The organism is Paenibacillus sp. LBL, from assembly GCF_029893715.1.
GTDB lineage: Bacteria > Bacillota > Bacilli > Paenibacillales > Paenibacillaceae > Paenibacillus_AQ > Paenibacillus_AQ glucanolyticus.
The window spans coordinates 496752-520394 of sequence record NZ_JARXYU010000002.1 but is presented as its reverse complement, the minus strand read 5'-3'; the positions used below and the strand labels follow the sequence as shown (position 1 = coordinate 520394).

Annotated in this window: 28 protein-coding genes; 3 read left to right on the top strand and 25 right to left on the bottom strand. The window is 48.6% G+C overall.

The genetic code is table 11. The annotated features are described in order from the left end of the window. The 13 genes from M2277_RS07440 to M2277_RS07380 form a co-directional block, all read right to left on the bottom strand. Positions 1–849, bottom strand: coding sequence for an ATP-binding cassette domain-containing protein (locus M2277_RS07440; RefSeq protein WP_280754493.1), 849 nt, complete (start codon positions 847–849; stop codon positions 1–3). After that, positions 834–1643 carry an energy-coupling factor transporter ATPase gene (locus tag M2277_RS07435; RefSeq protein ID WP_006210378.1) on the bottom strand — a complete coding sequence of 270 codons (810 nt, stop codon included), beginning with the start codon at positions 1641–1643 and terminating at the stop codon, positions 834–836. Before M2277_RS07435 ends, M2277_RS07440 begins: the two co-directional genes overlap by 16 nt. Continuing rightward, positions 1637–2464 (bottom strand): SDR family NAD(P)-dependent oxidoreductase, encoded by an 828-nt coding sequence (locus M2277_RS07430; protein ID WP_280754492.1) that lies wholly within the window; start codon positions 2462–2464, stop codon positions 1637–1639. Before M2277_RS07430 ends, M2277_RS07435 begins: the two co-directional genes overlap by 7 nt. Then, complete coding sequence (locus M2277_RS07425) at positions 2461–2811, bottom strand: MaoC family dehydratase (RefSeq protein ID WP_006210380.1); 351 nt, start codon at positions 2809–2811, stop codon at positions 2461–2463. The genes M2277_RS07430 and M2277_RS07425 overlap by 4 nt, the downstream gene beginning before the upstream one ends. Then, positions 2796–3188, bottom strand: coding sequence for an FAS1-like dehydratase domain-containing protein (locus M2277_RS07420; protein WP_006210381.1), 393 nt, complete (start codon positions 3186–3188; stop codon positions 2796–2798). Before M2277_RS07420 ends, M2277_RS07425 begins: the two co-directional genes overlap by 16 nt. After that, a complete protein-coding gene (locus M2277_RS07415) occupies positions 3185–4336 on the bottom strand; it encodes a thiolase family protein (RefSeq protein ID WP_280754491.1) in 1152 nt (383 codons plus the stop codon). The genes M2277_RS07420 and M2277_RS07415 overlap by 4 nt, the downstream gene beginning before the upstream one ends. Next, positions 4333–5826, bottom strand: coding sequence for an AMP-binding protein (locus M2277_RS07410; RefSeq protein WP_280754490.1), 1494 nt, complete (start codon positions 5824–5826; stop codon positions 4333–4335). The genes M2277_RS07415 and M2277_RS07410 overlap by 4 nt, the downstream gene beginning before the upstream one ends. A gap of 64 nt (positions 5827–5890) precedes the next feature. Further along, complete coding sequence (locus tag M2277_RS07405; RefSeq protein WP_280754489.1) at positions 5891–6445, bottom strand: biotin transporter BioY; 555 nt, start codon at positions 6443–6445, stop codon at positions 5891–5893. Positions 6446–6907: 462 nt separating this feature from the next. Then, complete coding sequence (locus M2277_RS07400) at positions 6908–7867, bottom strand: MBL fold metallo-hydrolase (protein WP_280754488.1); 960 nt, start codon at positions 7865–7867, stop codon at positions 6908–6910. 98 nt (positions 7868–7965) lie between these two features. Then, positions 7966–8382 carry a DUF1761 domain-containing protein gene (locus tag M2277_RS07395; protein WP_280754487.1) on the bottom strand — a complete coding sequence of 139 codons (417 nt, stop codon included), beginning with the start codon at positions 8380–8382 and terminating at the stop codon, positions 7966–7968. Positions 8383–8429: 47 nt separating this feature from the next. After that, on the bottom strand, positions 8430–8969 hold the full coding sequence (locus M2277_RS07390) for a DinB family protein (RefSeq protein ID WP_280754486.1): 540 nt from the start codon (positions 8967–8969) through the stop codon (positions 8430–8432). Positions 8970–9096: 127 nt separating this feature from the next. Beyond that, positions 9097–9501, bottom strand: coding sequence for a nuclear transport factor 2 family protein (locus M2277_RS07385; RefSeq protein WP_280754485.1), 405 nt, complete (start codon positions 9499–9501; stop codon positions 9097–9099). 87 nt (positions 9502–9588) lie between these two features. Further along, the gene (locus M2277_RS07380; protein ID WP_006210391.1) at positions 9589–10056 is read right to left on the bottom strand and encodes a DinB family protein; all 468 of its coding nucleotides are present in this window, start codon (positions 10054–10056) and stop codon (positions 9589–9591) included. A 197-nt stretch (positions 10057–10253) separates the two neighbouring features. Here M2277_RS07380 and M2277_RS07375 point away from each other — a divergent pair, with 197 nt between their 5' ends. Further along, complete coding sequence (locus tag M2277_RS07375; RefSeq protein WP_036637708.1) at positions 10254–11156, top strand: LysR family transcriptional regulator; 903 nt, start codon at positions 10254–10256, stop codon at positions 11154–11156. 59 nt (positions 11157–11215) lie between these two features. Here M2277_RS07375 and M2277_RS07370 read toward each other — a convergent pair whose 3' ends face one another. From M2277_RS07370 to M2277_RS07350, 5 genes are all read right to left on the bottom strand, one after another. Next, positions 11216–11722: a DoxX family protein gene (locus M2277_RS07370; RefSeq protein WP_006210394.1), complete on the bottom strand. Its 507-nt coding sequence runs from the start codon at positions 11720–11722 to the stop codon at positions 11216–11218. A 262-nt stretch (positions 11723–11984) separates the two neighbouring features. Then, positions 11985–13136, bottom strand: coding sequence for an epoxide hydrolase family protein (locus tag M2277_RS07365; protein ID WP_280754484.1), 1152 nt, complete (start codon positions 13134–13136; stop codon positions 11985–11987). Between the two features lie 14 nt (positions 13137–13150). Further along, complete coding sequence (locus M2277_RS07360; RefSeq protein ID WP_280754483.1) at positions 13151–13849, bottom strand: DNA-3-methyladenine glycosylase family protein; 699 nt, start codon at positions 13847–13849, stop codon at positions 13151–13153. Between the two features lie 164 nt (positions 13850–14013). After that, a complete protein-coding gene (locus tag M2277_RS07355; RefSeq protein WP_280754482.1) occupies positions 14014–14268 on the bottom strand; it encodes a hypothetical protein in 255 nt (84 codons plus the stop codon). A gap of 172 nt (positions 14269–14440) precedes the next feature. Continuing rightward, the gene (locus M2277_RS07350) at positions 14441–15805 is read right to left on the bottom strand and encodes an aminotransferase-like domain-containing protein (protein WP_280754481.1); all 1365 of its coding nucleotides are present in this window, start codon (positions 15803–15805) and stop codon (positions 14441–14443) included. A gap of 191 nt (positions 15806–15996) precedes the next feature. On the opposite strand from M2277_RS07350, the gene blaOXA reads away from it, so the two are divergent. Beyond that, positions 15997–16797 carry a class D beta-lactamase gene (gene blaOXA, locus M2277_RS07345; protein WP_481857766.1) on the top strand — a complete coding sequence of 267 codons (801 nt, stop codon included), beginning with the start codon at positions 15997–15999 and terminating at the stop codon, positions 16795–16797. A 157-nt stretch (positions 16798–16954) separates the two neighbouring features. Here blaOXA and M2277_RS07340 read toward each other — a convergent pair whose 3' ends face one another. The 3 genes from M2277_RS07340 to M2277_RS07330 form a co-directional block, all read right to left on the bottom strand. After that, complete coding sequence (locus tag M2277_RS07340; RefSeq protein ID WP_280754479.1) at positions 16955–17842, bottom strand: class I SAM-dependent methyltransferase; 888 nt, start codon at positions 17840–17842, stop codon at positions 16955–16957. A 97-nt stretch (positions 17843–17939) separates the two neighbouring features. Continuing rightward, on the bottom strand, positions 17940–18425 hold the full coding sequence (locus M2277_RS07335) for an RrF2 family transcriptional regulator (RefSeq protein ID WP_006210403.1): 486 nt from the start codon (positions 18423–18425) through the stop codon (positions 17940–17942). Between the two features lie 180 nt (positions 18426–18605). Next, positions 18606–19103 (bottom strand): DinB family protein, encoded by a 498-nt coding sequence (locus M2277_RS07330; RefSeq protein WP_036637698.1) that lies wholly within the window; start codon positions 19101–19103, stop codon positions 18606–18608. Positions 19104–19317: 214 nt separating this feature from the next. Here M2277_RS07330 and M2277_RS07325 point away from each other — a divergent pair, with 214 nt between their 5' ends. Next, a complete protein-coding gene (locus M2277_RS07325) occupies positions 19318–19749 on the top strand; it encodes a DUF4395 domain-containing protein (RefSeq protein ID WP_006210405.1) in 432 nt (143 codons plus the stop codon). 98 nt (positions 19750–19847) lie between these two features. Here the strand turns inward: M2277_RS07325 and M2277_RS07320 are convergent, their stop codons facing one another. The 4 genes from M2277_RS07320 to M2277_RS07305 form a co-directional block, all read right to left on the bottom strand. Continuing rightward, positions 19848–20642, bottom strand: coding sequence for an SDR family NAD(P)-dependent oxidoreductase (locus M2277_RS07320; RefSeq protein ID WP_280754478.1), 795 nt, complete (start codon positions 20640–20642; stop codon positions 19848–19850). Between the two features lie 96 nt (positions 20643–20738). Then, the gene (locus M2277_RS07315; RefSeq protein ID WP_280754477.1) at positions 20739–21773 is read right to left on the bottom strand and encodes a helix-turn-helix transcriptional regulator; all 1035 of its coding nucleotides are present in this window, start codon (positions 21771–21773) and stop codon (positions 20739–20741) included. A gap of 189 nt (positions 21774–21962) precedes the next feature. Then, on the bottom strand, positions 21963–22748 hold the full coding sequence (locus M2277_RS07310) for an ABC transporter permease subunit (RefSeq protein ID WP_280754476.1): 786 nt from the start codon (positions 22746–22748) through the stop codon (positions 21963–21965). Then, positions 22741–23643 carry an ABC transporter ATP-binding protein gene (locus M2277_RS07305; RefSeq protein ID WP_063480685.1) on the bottom strand — a complete coding sequence of 301 codons (903 nt, stop codon included), beginning with the start codon at positions 23641–23643 and terminating at the stop codon, positions 22741–22743. The genes M2277_RS07310 and M2277_RS07305 overlap by 8 nt, the downstream gene beginning before the upstream one ends.

Sequence of the window (23643 nt, the reverse complement as noted above, 5' to 3'; positions counted from 1 at the left end):
TTATTGCCCTCTAACTTCCCAGAACGGCAGCACCGCGTCCAGAATATCCTTCTCTCTGCAGCTGCTCACTCCGATGCTTCGACCAGACAGCTCCTCCACCAATCTCATAAGCTGTACAGCTTCAGGCAGAGGTAGTCTTGCTTGCTCCAGAAGGTCGGATCGCTCAAAAAAAAGCGTATGGGTATCCTCATGTCCCAGAAGTTGCCCCTGATGGAACACCATGACCTCGTCCGAAAATTCGGCAACATCCTCCATCTGATGCGAGATGAACACGATCGTTCGGTTCTCTGCCTGCTGCCATGCCTGCAGCATGCGCAGGAGTGCAAACCTGCCCGCCGGGTCCAAGCCAGCCGTCGGCTCATCCAGAATGAGCAGTCTCGGATTCATGAGCAGCACCGAGGCAAGAGCCACCCGCCGTTTTTGCCCACCACTTAATTGAAGGGGAACCCAAGGCAGCAGCTCCCTCCCCATACCCACCAGTGGCAGGATCTGCTCGATAGCCTCTTCGATTCGAACGGATGACCAACCCTGCATACGAGGTGCGAATGCAAGCTCCTTGTATACGGTGCTTTCGAATATTTGATGCTCCGGATACTGGAATACAAAGCCTATATCGGTTATAACGCTGCTATGTCCCTTGGCGTCCTTCGGGGCAGGGCTCTGATTAATGAAATACTCACCTTCACATAACGGAAGCAGCCCCTTCAGTACATGGGCGAAGGTAGACTTTCCGGCACCGCTCGGTCCAACAACCGAAATCCACTTCCCCTCCCCAAGGGTGCAGCTCACATCTCGCAGTGCAACCCGATCCGCGAAGCGTACATTTGCCTGATTCAACGCATAGACCATTGCGATCGGGTCCACTCCTTCCAATCCGGTATTAATGGAGCTGTCGGACCAGCTTTACTAAGCGATTGCCGCAGCCTTACGGCAAACGGCGCATGAAGTCCGTAATCGGCCAATGCCACCGTTTCAAACAGTACTGCCGGCGTTCCATCATACGCAATATGTCCTTCATGCAGCAGCAGAACACGTTCGGCATGCAGGACCTCATCCATGTGATGCGTGATGTGTACAATCGTCACACCCTGACGATGAAGCTCCTGCATGATCAGCAGCATCTGCTGTCTTCCCTCTGGATCAAGCATGGAGGTCGCCTCATCCAGAATGATCATGTCAGGCTGCATGGCAAGGACGGCTGCAATGGCAGCACGCTGCTTCTGTCCACCGGACAACTGATGCGGCATGGCTTCCGCTTCATTCTCCAATCCAACAGCCTTCAGAACCAGATTCAGGCGAGCATGCATTTCATCCCGCGGAATACGGAGGTTCTCCATGCCGAACACAATCTCATCCGTCACTGTTGTTGTAATGAACTGATCATCGGGATTTTGAAAAACGATGCCGATACGACGGTGAATATCTGCTGCCACTTCGGGCTCTGTGGTGTCCAGCTTGTTGAATTGGACGCTGCCCTTCTTCGGCAGCAGCAAGCCCTTCATTAACTTGGCCAGGGTGGATTTACCGGAACCATTCCCGCCGACGATGGCAAGAAACTCTCTCTTCTTCACGGCAAAGCTAATCTCATCAAGAACCGACTGTCCCTTACGATAATAAAATTGAACCTGATTCAACGTTAACATCTCCCGCCTCCTCTCCTGTTTCTCCAGCTGTCGAAAATGGCTGCTGCATCGCCGCTTTTGTGAATGATCGAGGGCTTCTGCCACAAGGTCACGTCAGGGCCATTGACACCAAACGTCTCCCCTGTAAGATCCGTATCGGGCTGTTCCAGCAAAAGCTTCACGAAACAAGCAACATCATCACTTTCACCCACCTTCCAGTGCTCGGGAAATGGCTCATTGCGCTGGGCATATTTTTCGGTCAAAAACTCGATTACAGGACGGGTCATATCGGTCAGGGCTGCTGGCGCAATCGCATTGATGCGAATACGGTATCGCCGCAGTTCCTCTGACAGCGTCCATACCATGCCGAGCATGCCTGCCTTAGCTGCGCTGTAGTTCACTTGCCCCACGGAACCTTTCAATCCGGCTGTTGAGGTCATCAGTACAATGTCCCCTCCGTGTTCAGTCATGTGTGGCAGCACACGCCGAATGCAATAAAAGGCGCCATTCAGGTTTACATCAATCACCGTATCCCATTCCTCATCGGTCATGTCCAAACATTTGCGGTCCCGCAAATTGCCTGCATTATGAATCAAAACATCGATGCTTCCATATTTCGTCACAATAGCGTTGACCATGGCTGTTACTTCATCAGGGTTGGCAACATCTGCACAATAACCCGATGCCTCTCCCCCATGCTGGCGGATGTCCTCTACTACACAATCGATGCCTGGCTGCCGGGTTCCATTAACAGCCACGCGGTAGCCGTGACGGGCCAATCGGAGAGCAAGACAACGCCCGATCCCTCTTGTGGCACCTGTAATCAAAACCGTTTTATTCAAAGATCATCCACCTTTCCGCCAACGGAAAACGAACCATTCGCCAGCGTTTCACCATTCTCCCCTGTCACGGTGACCTGAATCTCATGGTTTGCGCAATCATAATCAAATCGCGCCACCGTATCCGCCCATGCAGGCTTCATAAACCTCATTCGGGAAGACTTGATCCATTGCTCCGAGTGCTGGCTCAAATACATGGAATGGGCAATTCCCATGATGTACATGCCATGGGCAACAGGACCTTTGAATCCGGCGGCCTTCGCCGCTTCGGGATCGGTGTGAAAGGCAGCCGCATCCCCGGAAGCAGCAGCGAACAGCCTGATCGCTTCCATTGTTATCTTTTTTTCCATGCGTGATCCTCCAGCGATATTAATACCGTCTCTGCACTCACAACCAGCTCTCCCTTGCATCTGCATTCCAGCAAGTGGGTATACAAGGTGAGCGCTCCACTGTGGCCCGTTTTCTGTTCCATTCGAGTGAGGGTCAGCACACAGTCAAGATGAGCGCCGGCTAAGAGCGGTTTCTCATAAGCAAACGACTGGCTGCCATGGATGAACGTACGCTCCTTGTCCAGCCACGGAACATCGGCTAAGGTCCAAAACGTAACCGGCATCGTAGGCGGAGCAAGCCATGTCCCATCGATCTTCTGCAAGGGAGTTTCAATGCTGTGCGCATACGCAAGAATCGCTTCTGGCGTAAGGTGATATGCAAATTCAAGCTTGTTCATTCGGCTGCCTCCACCAGAGTGGCAAGACCCATGCCTCCTCCAATTCCAAGCGCAGCCAATCCGCGTCGAAATGGCTGCCGTTGCATTTCGGCGCATAAACGCGTCATTAGAATTGCACCGGATGCTCCGTAAGGATGTCCCAAAGCAAGGGCTCCTCCGCCAGGATTGACCTTGTGCAAGGGGATTTGAAGCTCCTGCAATGATGCAAGCACCTGGGAAGCGAAGGCCTCGTTGAATTCGATGACGTCCAGGTCATCCGCCGTCAACTGCTGGCGGCTTAACAGGCTGCGAATTGCCGGAACAGGGCCTATGCCCAGCACATGCGGATCGACTCCGGCCACCCTTGCATCCACGATGCGCAGCACGGGCCGAAGGTTCAGCTCCCTGCACTTGTCTCGGGACATCATGAGCACAAGTGCCGCCCCATCATTCATGGGGCATGCATTGCCAGCCGTCACGGTGCCGTTATCGGCAAACACAGGCTTCAGCCGCTGCAGCTTTTCGAGACTTGTATCCGCTCTCGGACATTCATCTGTATCTACCAAGCACCCCTGTACTTCAAGTGGAATGATCTCCTGCTGGAATCGCCCGGTTTGCCGGGAGCGAACAGCCTTTTCATGACTGTCCAGCGCATAACGATCCTGCGCTGCTCTGGATATCCCGTAGGCATGGGCCACGTTTTCTGCGGCCACCCCCATGTCCGGATCACCATAAGCGCTCGGCGTAAAACGGGCACGCGTATACAGCTCAGGCGTCCCCGTCAGCGTCTTCGGCTTGAACATTCTCCAGGGCGCCCGACTCGTGCTCTCCACACCTCCAGCCAGATATATCTCGCCTGCACCGCTCTGAATGAGCCTCGCAGCCATATTGATGGCCTCCAGCCCCGAACCGCATTGACGGTCAATGGTTACGCCGGGCACCGTGACGGGAAGACCGGCCTCAAGGGCGGCCACGCGGCCGATGTTACCGCCCGGTCCAACCACATTTCCGATCACCACATCATCTATCATGTGATGCGGAACGTTGGTTTCCGCTAAGATGTGGCGAATCAGGGGTGCCAGCAGAGCCTCCGGCTCCAGCGAGCTTAATGCTCCGCCAATGCGGCCAATCGGTGTACGTTTTGCCATCACAATGACTGCATCTGTCACAGGATCACCCTTTCCACATTATCCTTCATCACTTTGCGGGCAATTTTCCCGCTGCTCGTATACTGGAACCGATCGATGTCGATGAGTTCTTTGGGTATCTTATAGCTGGCCAGAAACTTCAGACAAAACTGCTTGACCTCATCCAGTGTCCACTGGCGCTCCCCAGCCTGCCACTGAATCAGAGCGGTTACCTGCTCCCCCCATCGATCATTCGGTTTGCCGAATACCATAACCTCCTGTACGGACGGAATACGCCCAAGCACAGCCTCCACTTCTTCCGGGAATACCTTCAAGCCGCCACTTTTAATCATATTCTGGGAACGTCCTGCGAGATAAAGATCGTTGTTCAGATCGACATACACGTAGTCGCCTGTCTGAAGCCAGCCATCGCGAAAAACATCAATTGTATCTTCATGAAGCTGATAGTAACCCGTGAACATCATCTCGCTGCGAATGTACAACTGGCCGATCTCACCCACAGGCACCTCCCGAAAAAACTCGTCTCGAATCGATATCTGCACACCGTCAAACGGTCTTCCGAGAGAACCGGGCTTGTCTTCTTTGCCTACATCTATGTAACTGATATAACTCGCTTCCGAAGAGCCATAATATTCATACAATTGGGTATCGGGAAACATCTCGCGACACCGTTGTTTGGATGACTCGGACCATGCACCTCCTGAACTGATCATCGCCTGAATGGATACTTTGCCCGAATCCACTGCAGCGTATTGTAACAAGGAATCAATCATCGTTGGTACGACAAATAAAGTCATATCGGGTACTTTGGAGCACAGGTTCAGGACCTCACGGGCAGCAAACTGCTCCAGAATATGAAAGGTCGCCCCGCTGTAGAGCGACTGCATAAGAGCAAATAGGGACAAGGAATGCACAAACGGACCTGGAGCAAGCACCTGCTCCATCCGGTCTAATTGGAAGGCCTCGCCCGTTGCTTCAAAGCTTCGAAGCCAGGAGACATGGGTGCGCATATAACCCCTGGGACGACCGGTTGTTCCTGAAGTATAGCCGATAAACAGCAACTCGTTAGTTTGATCCGCATCTCCTGCTGGCTGAAATGACGACAGCCATGTATCGTAGGTTCCCGGGTGTTCATGTTCAGCAAAAGTTAAACACGGAATGGCAGCGTGCTGTTCGTTTATTTTTTCCACATAACGTCTCTCACCAACGATGACCCGAGGCTTGCACTGCTGGATCACCCTTTGCAATTCGGCAACACTCCATTTCGGGTCAAGCAGCACAGGCACGCATCCTGCATACACCGCACCCAGAAATACCTCGACAAACTCGATACGGTTCGCGGACAGCATAGCCATCTTGTCATGCACATAGCCAGACTGCCGGAGCCCTTGTGCAATGCGTTTGACCCGCTCCATGAGGCTCGCATAGGTAAGCTGTTTCCGACCGCTAGAGATGGCGATTCGGCCGGGTGTCTCTACCGCGCGGTTTAGGATGGGCTGTATCAGATTCATTTGTTATCACACCTATATGACAGATTTTCCTTCGCATTTCCGCTTCTAGCAGCGTCGTATAGAGTCAGGAATTGTGCATCTTTTCTTCGATCGGACTGATGGCTTTAAGCTGCATGGCAACGATGGCTGCAATAATGGCTTTGATCAAGTCTCCCGGAAGATATGATACGGCACCAAGCAGTCCTGCCCAGATGGACGTATTCGTAATCAGTGCCATAACCGGAGCACCGATCAGGCTCACGAGAATCACGCCAAACACGATATTGATGAGGAGCAGCTTCCATGTCTTGACTTGCGGCCATAGCTTCTCCGAAGCCCACCCAATACAAAAGGCTGCGATCGACCAGCTAAATATGTATCCTGCAGAGGGCCCAACCAGAACGGCGAGACCGCCGCGACCACCTGCCAATACAGGCAGACCAATCGCTGCCAGAATGATGAAGATGATGAGACTGAACGCTGCCATGCGTTTGCCCAGGAAGCATCCTGCCAGCATGACGCCCAGAGTCTGTGCCGTGATCGGAACAGGTATGAAAGCTAGAGGAAGTGGCGGAATCAAACCCAATACCGCAATGAATGCAGCGAATAATGCAGCATATACGAGTTCTTTTGTTTTCAAAGTAGTAACCTCCATCGGGAACCAATAACAAGATATTTGATTAGCGTCGACGTCTAATGAATTGAATTATAATGTGCAAGTTTCTAATTGTAAACATAAAAACTATTATTTTTGGTTGACAATGAAAACAATGCTGAAGCAACGAAGATGCTACTAATAGTGGCAACGGTAGTTGGTTGCTGCTTGTTCGGCTGGAGTTGCTGAGCAGCAACGTGAGCATCATGGACGAATGGCCGGACACCCCATCGAACACTCTGCTTTGTTTCATTTTCTGTGCCGATTGTCGGTAAGTACAGATCGCGTAATGGGTAATAAAAAAGAAAGCATCGAACCTGGGGGCTCGATGCTTTCTTTTACAACATGGGTCTCTTAAAACGAGGGATTTCGTTATTTCCGGGTTTCCTCTTCTACAATACAAATCACTAATTCTTACCGTCCTTCAGGACGTTAGCATAGCATACGTTATCCCAACTTTATTTTGTCTTCTACAGCTTTCAAGTTGGTTTTAAAATATCCAGTAAAGTACCAGTCCTGATAGGCTTCAGGTACGGAAATCCTATCGATGCTTTCCTTGTTATGATTAGCATCTGTCACGATGTTCAGTATATCCGTTATGTAGCCTTTGACTTCATGCAGTTCCTTCAAGGAGCTTACTTCCCCATGCCCCGGAATGATGGTTTCTATGCCTAGTTGTTCGAGTTTCTCCAAAATATTCAGCCATTCCTGAGGATTAGCATATGTCATGTATGGGTGATGTTTAGATAACACCAGATCGCCGGTTACGGCAATTTTGTCTTCCGGAATGTAAACGAAGGCATCGCTTTGCGTGTGACCGCCGCCATAGGTTAGGACTTCAACGCTGCGACGACTGCCGTGAATGGTTATTTGATGATCAAACGTTAAGGTAGGCAGTGAATATACCAGATCCGGAAGCATTTTTATAAATTCACGATCCGTCGCATTGTCCCATTCCATTTCCTTTTTTAACTTGCCGTCTAATTCTTGTTGTATTTTCACTTCGAGCTCATCGATTGCCTGGTAAATCGCTTCGGGATTTGCCTGCTGTTGTTCCAACCTCTTTCTCGCAAAACTATCCATGATCATACGAGTGGTTGACGTAGATATGATTTGAGCCGTAGAGGCAAACACTTGATTGCCAAACGTATGGTCACTATGCCAATGCGTGTTGATTACGTAGGAAGCTGTTCTTCCCGTGAGAAACTCTGCGGCTGCCTGCAAATCCTCGGCAGCCTCTATTGTCGTGAATGTGTCCACAACTAGCGTAGAATCACCCAGATCAATGATTGCTGCATTGCCTAATGAGCCCGTACCGGGAACTGAAATCACTGCAAATACGCCCTCAGCAACATCATTCAGCACGAAATGTTTGGAGCCTTTGAACACGACTGTCTCGCTCTTCATGGATACCTCTCCCTTCTCGAATCAAGTCGATTATATACTATTTCATGATCGTCCGAAGAGAAGATTTTTTCTACAAAAGCATAGCTGCTTGGCATCGATTATTTCATAGCTACAAGAATAATACTAGCAAGCAATCCTGAGAGCAAAAAATAGCTTCCGCTGACAAGTCCGTATACAAGCGGCCGTGGGATGTTAGGATTTATCCCCGTATTGATGGTGGTTGAGGCTAATAAGCCTAGTCCAACGATTCCACCAAAAACAATAGCGTCAACATAAGATTCGATCTCGAAAGCATAGATCAGAATCGCCATTGCGATAGTAGTTACCAGTCCACATATCAAGGGTCCCAGAATATAAATAGGAGCCGGTTTTACTTTTGACGAACCCTCCTTGCCTAATGCCAGAGCATACGCCTTCCCAAATAGAACAGTAAACCAAACGCCGCCCAGCAAAGAAAGAGACAATGTAGCGAGCACGATCAAAATCCAATTTAAATTCTGCATGACGTTAAACATATAGTTCCTCCAATGATAAATAACCTCTTATTCTTTCATTTGTTAGCTTATTTAGCGGACTCCTCTACTTCATGAGATCTCGCAGGCTGCCGGTACCAGTAAAGAGAATAATCGTTCATGATAGACGCATGGCCCAGCTGACGCAGCATAGTTGAAATATTGCCCCGGTGGTAGGTGCCGTGGTTGACCGCTTGAAGCACAATTTCCGATAATCGCGTGCTGCGCGTTCCGGCGTAGGGATTGTCGAGCACAATGCTTTGCTCCAAGTCGTTTTGGCTTCGGAACCATGCTCTGTATTCTTCGGCTAACTCACGAAAGGCAATTGCGAATTCATCGACAACGTACCCAAGGATTTCTTGTTGCAGCGGAAGGCAGGCTTCCAGCGCTTGGGGCATACTGGTTCCACTCAGAACCTGAAGCCAGCACTTGTCGAGCGCATAGACATGCGCGAACACTTCGCCAATGGTGGAAAACGAGGTGTTTACTTCTTGCTGCAGCACCGAGGACGGCAGTTCCTTGATTCTTCCCAAGAGGGTTTGAATAGCCCATGCGTGATAGTCGAACATTTCTACTGGATGACTTGTCATTCGTATCGTCTCCTTTTGACGTGCAATGAATTTGGTTGTTGTATCTGTTGTTATAATAAAAAAAGTAATATGACAACGGTCTGTCATACTACTTCATAAAGTTCGAGCATACTTTTCTCGTATCGCTTTACGGGTTCTCGTAGTTCTTCAACGGCATGCCTACATATTCGCGGAAAGAGCGGATCCGCTCTCCCTCGAACTCGAAGATAACCGTAAGTTCGTTGGAGAAAGGCCTCCCATTGAGGGGACCTTCCGAGCGAAATACCACCATTCCGTGATCTTGATCCTCAAGCAAGAGGAGCGGAGTGAGCAACATCTGAAACACCGAGCGCTCGAATCTGATCAATTCCTCGAACCGCTCTTTGCCTTGCTGCTTGTGATTCCATCCCTCCAGCGGAAGCGGGACGAAGAAATGAAAACCTTCTGCAACCTTCTTCAGAAAATTCTCGGTATTCCCTGTTTCTAAAGCCTGCCTGAAGGCATCAAAACATTCGCTGGTTCGAGATGTGACTGCGTCTAGGGATTTTTCCATGACTACCCTCCTCATTATGGTTATTCGTCGATTAATTGAGTCTCAAGTTTTCCTTACGTCTTTTATCTCTCGGCATTCAAACTTTAATTAGCACGAAACCACCTTTAGCTGACTCGATATCGTTCCCAGGTGAATAGATTCATGAATCAGGGCGAAGTTAAACAGCTCGCCGGCGGTGTTGAATTCAAACGGTCCAAAGGCATATGGTGTTGAAAGCTCCTTCTCCAGCAATTCAGGGGTCAATTCAGATAGTCGGGAAAGCTGTGCCTTCAACATCTCGACCAGTTCCTCCTTCGATGGAGGAGCAGACGTCCAATCCGAGGGCTTGGTTCCAGAGCTAAACAGCGTAACATATGAGTCCGGTATAACCGATGGAAAGCCGAGGCTTAGGATAGAATACTGATCCATCCAATAAATGATATGACCGACATTCCAACGAATTGTATTGTTAAACCCTGCCGCTTGGATGTCGAACAACTCCTCGGGGATCGTTTGCACCTGCTGCAGCACCACTTGGCGTACTATTTTTGCAGTGCTGATGATCATTCCAGACATATTCGTTTCCTCCTTTGTTATGGGAACCGCTTGATATGTCCCCAGTATAGGTCCCATGCAACACTTCATCAATGCAGTCGACATTACCGGAACGTTAAGTATAAGTTAACGATAAATCGTTGACAGGATCAGGAAGATGGCGTAACAATAAGCATTGAACATGTATCCAGCGATGTCATGGAAAGCAGGTGTGAGTTATGGAGTTAAAGCAGCTACAGTATTTTATGGCCATATGCGAGGAGCTTCACTTCACGAGAGCGGCTGATAAAATGGGAGTCAGCGCACCCAACATCAGCCAGCAAATAAGGAGATTGGAAGAAGAATTAGGGGTTCTGTTGTTCGATCGCGTGGGCAAAACCATTGTCCTTACAGATGCCGGAGCGATTCTTCGTGAGCATGGTGCAGCTGTGTTCACGCATCTGCAGCAAGCGAGCGACGCCATTGCTGACCTGAAGCAGATGCAAGGCGGATCGCTATCCATCGGCGTCTTGCCCGGCGATGCGGATCTCATGTTTAATGCCTTGCTGCTGAACTTCCATCAGACCTACCCGACCATCTCGCTGTCTCTTCTGGAAACGACAAAAGTAACAGAACAGGTTCTGGATCGGAGCATCGATGTCGGCGTAACCATCGGCCCCGTTGTGGATGAACGTCTCACGTCAATCCCCTTGTTCCATGAGGAGTTTTCACTGGCGGTAAGCAGGCATGATCCTCTTGCCACAGAGAACTTCATTGCCTTGAACAGGCTGCATACCTTGAAGATGGTTATGTTCCCACCCGACCATCAATGCCGCAAGCTGATCGATGGCTTTTGCATAAACAACGGGTTTACTCTGCAGCCGCATATGGTGACAACAACGTTGTCCTCCCTCATCCAGATGGTACAGAGCGGAGTTGGCGCTTGTGTGCTGCCTCGGCTTCTACTGGATAATCTTCAACATCCAGATATAAAAGTCGTGCACCTGAAGAATCCTACGCCTTCTCAGGACATTTGTCTGATCTACCGTAGCGATAGATATGTCGGATACGCCATGCGCACGTTCATCAAGGCTTTGAAAGCTTATATCGAGACAGCCATCCACCACTCGAAGTCTTCATGATATCCTGTTGCAAAGGTTGATATTACGGGGCTGTTGACCCAATACGGGAATGGTAGAACTCAGTTGTGAACGGACTTTGGAGTGTTGTTGGTTTCATTGAGGCTTCGCCGCCGTACTGATCGTTGGCGGGAATAGTAGAGCATGATAGTAAGGCTCGCGGACAGGAAGACGATTTGCATCAGAGTGCGTGGAAATATTGCATCTTCCGGTTTGGTTGCGAGGCCTGAGAGGGCGTAGTGAATATTTGCAGGGAACATGATAAGCAGCAGAAGCGAGAGTCCCCCAGCGGCCCAGGGTACAGTCGGCAGCCATAGAACACCTATAGCTCCTGCCCACTCCAGCAATCCGGTAAGTGTCACGATAAACCCGGGATTGGGCAGAAAAGTCGGCACCATGCTGATGAGCTCTTCCCGCATCCATACGAAATGAACCGTGCCTGTTAACATAAACATGGCTGCGACTCCGCCCCGAAGTGCAACTGGCCAAGGACGCAGTCGCTTCACCCCCGCAGCACCCGCCACGAAAATGACCATGGTGACACCAATAAGAACGATTAGTGGTTCCATATGGTTTAGTAAACCTCCTCCATTAGGAATCATCCGAAGAATGACAACCTCTCAACAATCCAATTTATGAATTCATTATAAATACCGACCATCGGTTTGTAAATAGTGAAAATAAATTCGCTCATTCTGTTCTGCCACTTCTTAAGGGAATATGTAACATTATCCTAATGAAGGCTTCTTCCCAACTGATGTACTTAGCTCTTCATTATTCAAATTTATGGAATCTATAAAAGGGAAAAGCCCCCAAAGGGGCTTTCGCTGTCTAATATATCCGTACTTGCATCGAAGTCAATCTCTGTACAAAATCGCGGAAATCCTTGACCCAGACTTCCGGAGCCTCCCAGGCTGTATAATGACCGCCCTTTTCTAAATCTGAAAAATGAATAAGGTTTGTTTTCCGTGCCGCCCATTCCTTCGGAAGAGGAGCATCCCATGGACAGTGTGCCACACCTGCTGGAACTTCACTTTTCCCGTATGATTCTTTACAATATGCTGCCTGCGATTCTGCATAATAAATCCGCATGGAAGAGCCAACCGTCTCGGTTACCCAATAGATCATAATATTAGTCAGGAGCTCGTCACGGCTAAACCGTTCTTCAATCTCCTCCCTCGTCGAGGACATCGTAATACTGCCCATAATCCATGCCGCCAAACCAACGGGCGAGTCATTAAACCCATAGGACAAACTTTGTGGTTTCGTGGATTGGATCATATTGAATGCGCCTTCCTTCATCCACCATCCCTGAATAAAAGCCGCAAATTCCTGTTCCGGAGGAGTCAGACTCGCAAAATCCGTGTTGTGGTCGGGATAACCGACATCCGTCAAGTGCATACCTAGAAGAGCCTCTGGGTGACGATTGGCTAAAGACAAACTCACGATTGAGCCCATATCGCCGCCAGCAGAGATAAACTGGGTGTATCCGAGTTTAGCAGTCATTAAGGTGGCGAACAGATCTGCGATTTGATCAAAGGGCAGAGAATTCCGCTCGGAAAATCCCGTACCTGGAATCGAAGGAACAACGACGTGAAAATTTTCTTTTAACATTGGAATCACTTTATGGTATCGGTAAAATGAATCCGGCCAACCATGTATCAGCAGGATGGGGATTGCATCCGGATTTGAGCTTGCCTCATGAATAAAGTGCAGTTTCGTGCCCTCGATTTCGGTTGTAAAATGGTTATATGCATTCAGTTCCTCTTCATTCTTTCTCCAATCGTATTGATATTGCCAATACTCTACAAAGTCTTTCAAATAATCAAGATTACTCCCCATCCTCCAGCCCGCATTCTCTGCTTGATCGGGCCATCTCGTCTTAGCCAATCGGTTCTGCAAGTCATCCAAGATGTCCTGAGAAACATGGATTTGAAAGGGTTGTATCTCGGAATTGAAGTTATCGCCAAATGAACTGTTCAACAATAAAACCTCCATCACTTTTTAATAGTCGGTGTCTGGTCATGGAGTATTTTTTTAAATTGCGTTATAAACGGCCCGGATTGCACTAAGCCAGCGTTAATAGCTTCCCACAGATATAAGGATGCAATCGTAGAATAAGGCCTCCACTCTGCTTGTTTCCGGTGCAATGGAGAGCGGCCTTCGCTTGCTTCAGCTGCATACAACCATTCCGAAGCACGTTTAAGGCCGTGATCGCCGAAAGATAGGACATCTTGTCTTCCCAAGTGAAAAATGAGGAACATCTCCGCGGTCCACCGACCGATTCCCTTCACCAGGGTCAACTGACGAACGACCTCATCATCATCCAGATCGGCTAACGATGGAAAATGAAGCGCTCCCAACTTCGTTTGTTCCGCAGCGTTTCGAATATAGCCTAGCTTATTCCGCGATAATCCCGCTGAGCGCAAGCTCTCTTCTGCTGCAGCTAGGATAGCGTCAGCTGTAATTGTGCCGCAAACTTGTTCTACTCTGAGAAAGATGGTTCTGGCAGCTTTAATCGAAAGCTGTTGACCAATCAACGTTCTCGTTATGTAGGTGAAGCCATCCGGCTCATAGGGGACCTGGATGTGACCGATCCGTTGGACCAACTCTCCGAGCAGAGGGTCAGCCATGCACAATTGCCGCACATGAGGATGGTCTGGATGGACATCGAAGAGATATTGCAATTCAATCATCCTTTCTTACTGCTCCCCGGCAACATCTGGAGGAGCCGCGAATCTCTTGGAGAAGATTCTACATAGCCCTTAGTAACAATATGAGCAGAGACACACACACAAGCACGAGAATGAATAACGTCACCCATTTAACATGCTGTTTTCGGTAAAGGGCAAGGATGGCCTCAACCAACGTAACTGCGGTCAAGCTCCATAGTACGGCCTCGGTAAAACAGAAGAACGAACCATAGAAGCGAAGCAGCAGCAGCCTGGATAACCACACTTCCAATCAACAGCCCCCATAAAGGGAGCACCTTCGCTTTGGTTGGTTTACGGGTCCAGTAAGCCCACACCAAATAACCTCCAATCAGTGCATAAACACCCCACCGCTCGAACCATAAAAAATCTACTGGCGACACCTCGCTTTCCTTGTCCAACAATATAATGACATCACAACGCCTGTTGTATTGTAGAGTATACTTCTATTGCCATGCCGCAGAAACGTTTGTTTTCCGACTCTGTACCCGTACAGATGATGTCCGGATGGCCAAGCAGTATTCCGAGATCTCTGTCCTGAATCCACAACGATGACGATCCAGCTTACCCGCCCTGTTAAATAAATTTAACTTGAGGCGTTGTGTTGATAAGCTCTTTCATCACGCGAGCTATGGTTTGGACACCCGACTCGATATACGCCTCCTCCACCTGCGATACACTCAAGCGAATGACCGAATCTTGTACAAAATCGGGCAAATACATTTTTCGGGCGTCATCTACATGTACGTTTTCCTGCTTCAAATGCTCGATGAACGTCTTGGCTTTTAACGGATTCGGCAATCGAATCGTCGAATAGAATCCAGAAAGCGAACCCGAATAGGCGGCGTTTGGCGGCAGCAGTTCCTGATAGGCTTTTTGCAGTAAAGCTGCTTTTCTGGTGTAGATCGATCTCATGCGCTGAATATGAGCCTTGAACATGCCGCTCTTCAAATAGATTTCCAGTGCACCTTGCGTCAGAACCGGTGTATGCAAATCCGAAGCGAACTTCGCGCTTAAGAATGAATCTCGTATGAAGTCCGGAATTACCGCAAGCCCCAATCTTAAACCGGGCAGCATCACTTTGGAGAAACTCTTGATATAGATGACCCTCCCTGACGGATCGTAAGCGAACATTGGGTCCTGCTGCATGTCGGGGTCCAGGTCGCCCAGGTAATCGTCTTCGATGATATAAACGTCGTATATTTGTGCCAGTTCCACGATTTTCTGTCGCTCCTTGTTCGAGTAGCTGTAGCCGGTCGGATTATGATATCGGGTCACGGTGTAGAAAAATTTAATGTCATTCCATTTGAACAGATGCTCCAGCCGGTCCATGTCGAGTCCATTCGCCGTAATCTCAATTCCGTATGCCGTGGCCTGCTGATATTTAATCGATTCGATCATACTCAGATGCGTAGGCTGTTCGACGCAGATGTTCTTTTTGTTATTGGGGAACGGGAGTGAAATCAATAGATGAATAGCTTGCTGGGATCCGGATACAACGCAGACTCGTTCGGGTACGGTAAACACCTGCAGTTCCCGCAGATGACGTGCCAGTTCCACTCGCAGTGAAGGCAGCCCCTGGATCTCGGAGTAGGTGAACATCTCCTCTTTATACACTTCGATGGCTTGATTGATGCAGTGCTGGTAATCCCGGTAAGGCATGGCTTTCTTGTCTGGACCAGCCGAGAGAAAATCAATGACTCCTGTGTTAGCCGCACCTGAATGGCGGGAGGGAACCTGCTCCACGACATAATAACCGCTCTTCGAGACGGAATAGATTTTATGTTTCTTCTCTAATTCGGAATACGCTTTGATGATGGTATTGACACTGCAATCGAGCCGCTTGGCCAGCGACCGAATGGATGGCAGCTTCTTGCCCGGTTTTAACTCTCCGGTGTCCATTAGCATTTCAATATGCAACATGACCTCTGCATAGATCATAAGTGTCCCCCTCTTCTCTTCTTCAATCTGTACAGGCACAAACCGTAGATAACAAGATTTACTTGCCGTACCTGTATCCATAGACTAATAGTATCAAAATGCATTTGATGCTGGGAAATGATTCTGTTCGATGGCCATTGAAACCCTTCCCGAAAAAATGGATGTGCAGGAGTGATGCAGACGTGTTACAGATGAAAAAGTTACGCCGTTTATCCCATTTGATGGTTGTACTCGTTACGCTTGTTGGTTTGTTTGCCTATTCGCCGAGTGCTGATGCCAAGCCTGGCGTCCGCCCGCTTGAATTGCAGCACATATTTCACGACACTCAAGGAACACTTGTCCTCAAGAACTTGAAGACCGATCAAGTCTATCAATTCAATCCCGGGAGAAGCCAACAGCGGTTTACGCCGGAATCAAGCTTCAAAGTGGCAAATGCCCTCATTGGACTGGAAGTAAAGGCGGTTGCCGACGAATATGATGTGAAGAGATGGGACGGTATCGTAAGAGATTTTCCGGTCTGGAACCGGGATCATTCGCTCGCTTCGGCTATGAGGGATTCAGCCATTTGGTATTATCAAGCCATGGCTCGCGATATCGGCCAAGTTCCGATGCAGCACTACCTGAATCGAATCAACTATGGAAACCGTGACATCTCGGGAGGAATCGATACATTCTGGCTGGACAGCAGCTTGAAGATTTCGGCCATAGAACAGGCGGATTTTATCGAGCGGCTGGTTGAGGAGGATTTGCCTTTTCAGAAGAAAACGATGAAGACCGTCAAACGGATCATGATTGATAACGAACAAGACGAGTATACGATTCATGGAAAAACAGGCTCAAGGCTCTCCGATATGGGGCTTGGCTGGTATGTGGGTTATGTCGAGACGGATAGGAACACGTGGGTTTTCGCTACCAATGTGGCCGGGAGCGGTGCAACCGCCAAACAATTGACGCTGGAGACGCTGAAAACAATGAAGATTCTGAAGGATTAAGGGAAAAAGCAAACGTTTTTTGAGCGCAACGGCAAATGCTTTGGCAGGACTGTATGTGGAGGGGGCGACACGCCCCTTCCGTGCTCACCTATGTGCAATATTAATATAAAACGCCTACCCTCGGGTAGGCGTCACTTGACTTTTCACACTTGTGTGATCAATCTCTTGTGTACATGTTCTGATCCTGCAATCGAATCAGCACCTTGCCATAACGGCCGCTCTGCTGGACAGTCACTTTACCGGATGGATACGCCTGATCCAAATAGTCTGCTACGATTTTCCGATTCCGATCATCTGCAGGCAGATCGTGTCTGCGCAGCCATACCATCATTTCCTGTAACGCCTCATCCCTGGAGTATTCCATCGTTTTTGTTTCCCGGGTAATAAGGGATTCGTAGGCGTAACCTTTGAGATAGAGCAGATGAAGCAAATACCCCATTTCCGTATGTTTTGTTCTGAAGGACTGCCCGGTGACAAGTGGCCAAATTTCGTGAATCAAACTGAGCTCCGTGGAACCAACCGGCATGCTGATGTAACAATACTGACTGGCACAATCGAGTATCTTCTCCACGCTCCCCCAATCCAGAATGACAGGACACATGGAGACAAATACGAGATCGAAGGCTTGGCTCCAGCCTCTCTCCTGCACGTCAATATCTTCAAACCGTTCGGGAATGATCTTCACTTTGTCATCGGGGAACTTGGCGAAATTTTCTGTCAGCAGTTCCACCAAGGGAATGGAGGACTCTACCGCGGTTACATGAGCACCCCGCTCCGCAAACGGCACCGAGAACACTCCCGAGGCAGCTCCAATATCCAGCACAGAAGCGTTCTCGAATTGGACGCTTTGCCCCTCAAGCCAGTTCATGATTCGCTTGGTTCTCTTCCTTCCCTCTTCATTAAACGACTGCTCGTTGAACGTCCTGGCCTTATGATCAAAGTCTCTGGATGGCTCGATTCCGGCCCTTTTCATTTTCTCCAAGATGGCAGCTCCACGGTCTTTCCATTCTTTTTCCCAAGTGGCTTCGTTAAAAAAATGATTCATGTTTGTTCCTCATTTCGATAGATTTATTTTGCTACGAAGACTGACAAGTATTTTATTATGGATCTATATTATCCATAATAAAAGCACAAGAAGTGTATTACTTCTTGTTTTGAGCATGGTTGCAATGCTTGGACGCCTCATCAAGTACATACTGTATCGTATACTCCCGCAAATATTGGTGCATATGCTGTTCGGCGCCAAGCATTACTTTTTCAACCAAGCATCCGTTCTTTCTTGGACGTATCGAATCCCCTTGATCATCCTCGACTTCTGCTAACACCTCATGCTGCCGCGAACTGGTATTCGAGCATTCGAACAAATGCTGTCTTCCTTCAATCACTTGAATAACATCCAGAAAAGTAATCTGTTCAGGCGACTTTGCAAGTTCATAACCGCCATTTACCCCTGGCACAGCGCGTACAATTCCATCCTGCCTCAGCTTGGACATGATCTTGGATAAGTAGGTTTCCGAAACGCCAAGCGTCGCAGATAATTCCTTGATTCCGATATTGTTATTGCGCTCCGAGAGCCCCAAATGAATTAAGGCGTGGAGTGCATAATCTGTGCTTTTGGAAAACTGCATGTTTCACTACTCCCTTCATCGGATCTTCATTACAGACCCGCAATATCCATAATATATGATTGGGCTCCGATTTGCAAATATATTTGTTCTCCTCTCCCCGATTGCATGCTAATTTATATCTTTGAGACAAGATTGCCTTATGTCATGCCGGTACCCTGCGACAGTACGGTGCGGTTTGGGTCATATGCCTTCCTCGTCGGCCGATGGGCCGTAAAGTCCCGGTACCGGAATATCTAGTAACCGATAATAAACGCCGAGCTGCGCCCGGTGGTGGACCATGTGGCTTAATCCGAAGGTGCGAAGCGCGATTGCCCGCGGTTGACGCAGGATGATATGGTCACCATTGCGCAAGATCCATTCCTCGCCAAGGGATTTCTCGTCGCATTCGGCTAACAGCTGCTCAAGCTTGATGACGTTTGCGTCGAATTGCTCCAGCACGTCTTTGCGGCTCTCCAGAGGCTTCAGCCGAAGCGGTGTGGTCGAAAGATCGAATTCCAGATAAAGAAAAATCGTGATTTGCCAGTTCAGCAGATTGATCAGGTGCGTGGCAAGCCCGCCAAGCGTCATCGACTTCGCGTGAGGCCTCCAACGCATATGCTCCTCGGGCAACCGATCAAGGATGCGCCGGGTAGCAGCCAGCTCATTGATGGCGTCTCCGACTATCAGTTCTTTTACCATATACTTCCCCTCCCCCATTTATATGGATAGCATACTATAATAATCCTATTGAAGTAAAAAGCTTGTCTTACGCGGTTGTAGCAATTTTCTTTCTATGGGGAAACATGTCCAATATGCGATGCATTGACAACCGATAAAGTCCGTGCTACATTCTAATCATAGTAAACTAGTCTGATTAATAAGATTAACATTTACGGAAAATGAGGTGTTCCTGATGAAAGAAATTCCGCTTCCGCTTGTAAAAGCGAACCAAATCGGAATCGTGCTGTTCGTTCTTTTATCATTCGTGTTTCAACAACCCTGGTTTATTTACATTCTATTCCTGATACAGGTGATTCCTTTACTGGCAGGTGCCAAGGGCAATCTGTTCATTCAGCTGGCCAAGGCTGTTATTGGCAGAGAAAGGCTGAAGAAATCGGAAGGGCAGGCCGAGGAACTGGCTCGATTCAATCAATCCATCGCGGTCATTTTGCTTGGCATCTCAGCCGCAGCTTATTTGTTGGGATGGCAAGTGGCTGCGTATGCTGCATCCGCTATGGTAGCTGTAGCGGCCATTGTAGCCGTCATGGGTTACTGCGTTGGCTGCACGATCTATTATCAATACAAGCGCTGGAAGCTGCTGCGCTCGCGCAGTCATCCGTCATGAATAAAGTGATGCAGCCAGCCGCTCTCTAACATGCAAAGGGTGACTTCCACTAGGAAGTCACCCTTTTTTTTCAATTACCATGAACCCGCCAGCTGTTGTTAAAAAATAGTCGGTATCATTCCCCCATCCATGCGAATTGGAGATCCTTTAAATGCGGATGCATAAGGACTACATATAAATGCGGCCAGCCTGCCTATTTCAGAAGGCTTGATAAATCGCTGGATTTCAGATTGAGGCAGGTTTGTTTTCATAAATCTTTTCTCTTTTTCCGAGAAAGTCAAATCTTCATTTGGATATATTCCCTCAATAATCTGCTGTACATTTTCAGAGAGTGTCGGTCCCGGTAAGATCGTATTGACTGTAACTTCCGAACCGATCGTTAATTTGGACAAGCTTTTCGATAAGGACAGGAGCATGGACTTGGTCATTGCATATTGCGGCATTTGTCCTGAAGGCATCAAGGCTTCTTCGCTTGCAATAAAGATCACGCGGCCATCGTTATTTTTCAGCATTTGAGGCAAATAAAATTTAGATAATGCGTTGGCGGCAAGAACGTTCGTACGAAAGTATTTCTCCCACACCTCATCGACCACGTCCTCATACTGCATAATTTCATACATTCCCATATTGTTGACCAGCAAATCTACATAAGGGTATTTCAGGAATAAAGCCTCTCTTTGCTCTATGTCCACCATATCGGCAGCAGCGGGTTGGGGAGAGGTCGCCGGATAATTAGACTTTATTTCATGTACCGTTCGTTCCACCTCATCCTCATTTCGCCCATTGATTAGTACATGCACGCCTTCTTTTGCAAGCTCCATGGCAATGGCTTTTCCGATGCCTTTTGTCGATCCCGTAACTAATGCTGTTTTATGATTTAATCCCATTTCCATTGCTTCAAATCTCCTTCAATTTATCATTCACGGCAAGCTGCTTCATAGTCATAATGGAAACAGTCTTTTGCTCCGGGTATTGATAATATTATCTTGTCAGGATGATTCGGTAACTAGCGCATGACGCCAATCTTCTTGCTTCACACGCCAACTTGAGGGAGTCTCCCCTTCCCAGTTTCGAAAGGCGCGATAGAATGAGTTCTGGTCTTCATATCCAATCAGGAATGCTACTTCCTTAATATCAAGCGAAGGGTCTCTCAAGTACTCCAAGGCCGACTCATGTCTTGCTTGTACCAACAGGTGCTTAAAATTTGTGTTCGCCTCCATCAGCCTGCGCTGCAAGGTTCGATCACTCACGCCAAGCTCTCTCGCGACGGCTTGAACATCTGCCCGCCCTCCGGTCAGATTGCGTTTCATGATCCATTTGACCCGCTCTGTGATGGAGCATCTGCGCTGCTGTTCATCAAGCGTTCGGTCCAATACCGGGGTCAAGATCTCTAACAGCTCTTCATTGTATGAAGCAAAAGGGATATCCAAATCCCTTCGATGCAGTGTCAATCGGTTGCATGCTGCACCTGTCCGTATGGGGCAGCCGAAGTACGCTTCAAGGGCTTCTACATCACCCATGTCGTTCGAAAATTCGACCAACTGTGCCGTCAATGGTTGGCCTGTGCCCCTCCGGCCGAGCTCCAGAAGACATGCCAATGTGATTCCCACTAACACGGGGGGACCACTTTGCTCGGTATGCCGCCATTCCAACTCGATTAAGCAATACTCGTCCTCCTCGATGATGCGCAAGCCTTCAGGGGGACACATTTGCTTGTACCGTGACATTCGTTGTAAGGCGTCGCGGAAATCACGTGCGTGATAAGGCGCTAAGACGGTCGGTGGATACTGCGCTGTTTCAAATACGGTGGCAAGCTCGATGATTCCCTTGGCCGTGTCGCCCATGAGATCGGAATACGCATGCCAAATTGCGAAATACTGGGCGCTTGTAACGATAGGGTCAGTTATAACGGTTAACGGCAGCCCTGCTGAGCGAACCACGTCGTGAGAAGTGATCCCCAATTGACGTAATCCTTCCCAAAATCCCGGCGGGATTTTTACACGATCCGAAGTAGTAGACTTCACTCGTATGGGCCTCCTTTCACAAATCGCGTATTTCAAATGATACCATGATATAGAGAGAATCATAACTTAACGATAGGGCAGCATGCCACTCCTTACAGTTATTACCATGTAAAAAAGCTGCTCTCGTGGAATGTTTACACACCCAGAAGCAAGCCGCATTTGCAGCGGCTTCTAACTCTGTATACGATCTTACAACGGCAAATCCTTTTCCTTGAATACACGCATTCCGAACAGATACAGTGCAATCCCGATAACCGCCAACACAGCGAACGGAACCGCAACATTGCCGCCATCTATAATCGCGGAAGTATCAAATAGCGAATTCATGGATACGTATTTCAGACCCTCCAGGCTGCTATCGACATCTCCCATCAATTTCAGGAGGAAAAAAGCCATCGGGAGGCCGGCCCCCCAAGCCAGTGAGTTCTTGGAGAGATTGAATACGCAGGAGAAAAAGAACGAAATCCCGCTGGTTGCAAACATCAGCAGAAACAAGCCCAGGTTTAGCATGAGATAATTTGTCGTATCTACTTGAATGTCAGCCTGAAATACCGAGATGGAAACCAGACCTGCCAGTGTCACGATGAGAATCATCAGGATCAGGGACAGGATCAGGTAAGATGCTTGAGTCAAGACAACGGTGCTTCTCTTGGTCGGCGTCGACAGCAAGTATGCCATGGAACCTCGGTCCACCTGCGAAGCGATGAGACTGTTAGCGGTCATAATGATGAACACAATCGGCAGAAGCACCCCTTGTATGCCATAGAAGGTTTTGGACAGCATGCCAAGGAATGTCGCTTCTCCGAGCAGATTTGCAAGTGGAGTATCCTTCACCATGTTCGACATGTCCGATAAGGTGCTTGGATTAAATACGGCAATCAGTACGATATGAAGCGCGGTCATGATGAGTGTGAAGATAAACCATAACTTAAAATTGGCCTTAAGCGTTTGTTTGAAGATCGGTTTGCTAAGCATGGGCGCTTTCCTCCTCATATAAGCCATTAAAATAATCCGCAAGCGTAAACTTCTTCTCGGATATAAATTTCACGGAATAACCTCTCAATGTACGAAATAACATTTGGATGTCACGATCATGGATTTCGATAAGCACTTGATTCTGATTCTCCCGTTTCTCCGTGATCTGAAAGGGCTCTGACAAGAAGCGCTTGTAATCCTCCTGCTGAAGGAACTCCAATTTATAGACTTTGTTCTCATTGTGCTTGACCTCGACCGTCGGCTTGACGGCAATCAGCTTTCCCTCCTTGATTAAGGCGACTTTGTCACACGTATGCTCTACTTCCTCGAACATGTGACTCGACATGAATATGGTTTTGCCCCTCTTCTTCTCTTCCTGCAAAATATCTACGAATTCCGCTCGCATGAGCGGATCCAGGCCCGTTGTCGGCTCATCCAAAATCAATATTTCCGGGTCGGCCATGAATGCGGCGACAATCGCCGTCTTCTGTTTCATCCCCTTGGACATTCTTTTCAAATGGGCTGACGGATCAAGCTGCAGCTTTTGGATCATACGCTCTGCGTACGACATATCTTGCAAACCCAACAGCTCTGCTTGCCGCTTCAAAAACTCGCTCCCCGTCGGGGCATCAGGAAACGCAATCTCCCCAGGAATATAACCGATCAGCTTTTTGATCTTGGCGGAATCAGCCCAGCAGTCCAGCCCCTGAACAGTCACGGAACCGCTGTCCGGTTTCAAGAATCCCATGATATGACGGATGGTCGTTGTTTTGCCGGCTCCATTCGTTCCGACGAATCCAAACACCTCGCCCTTTTCAATCTTCAGGTTGAGGTTAAACAAGCCTTTCCCATCGCCAAAGTCTTTTGTTAGATCGTTAATTTCGATGCATGGCAT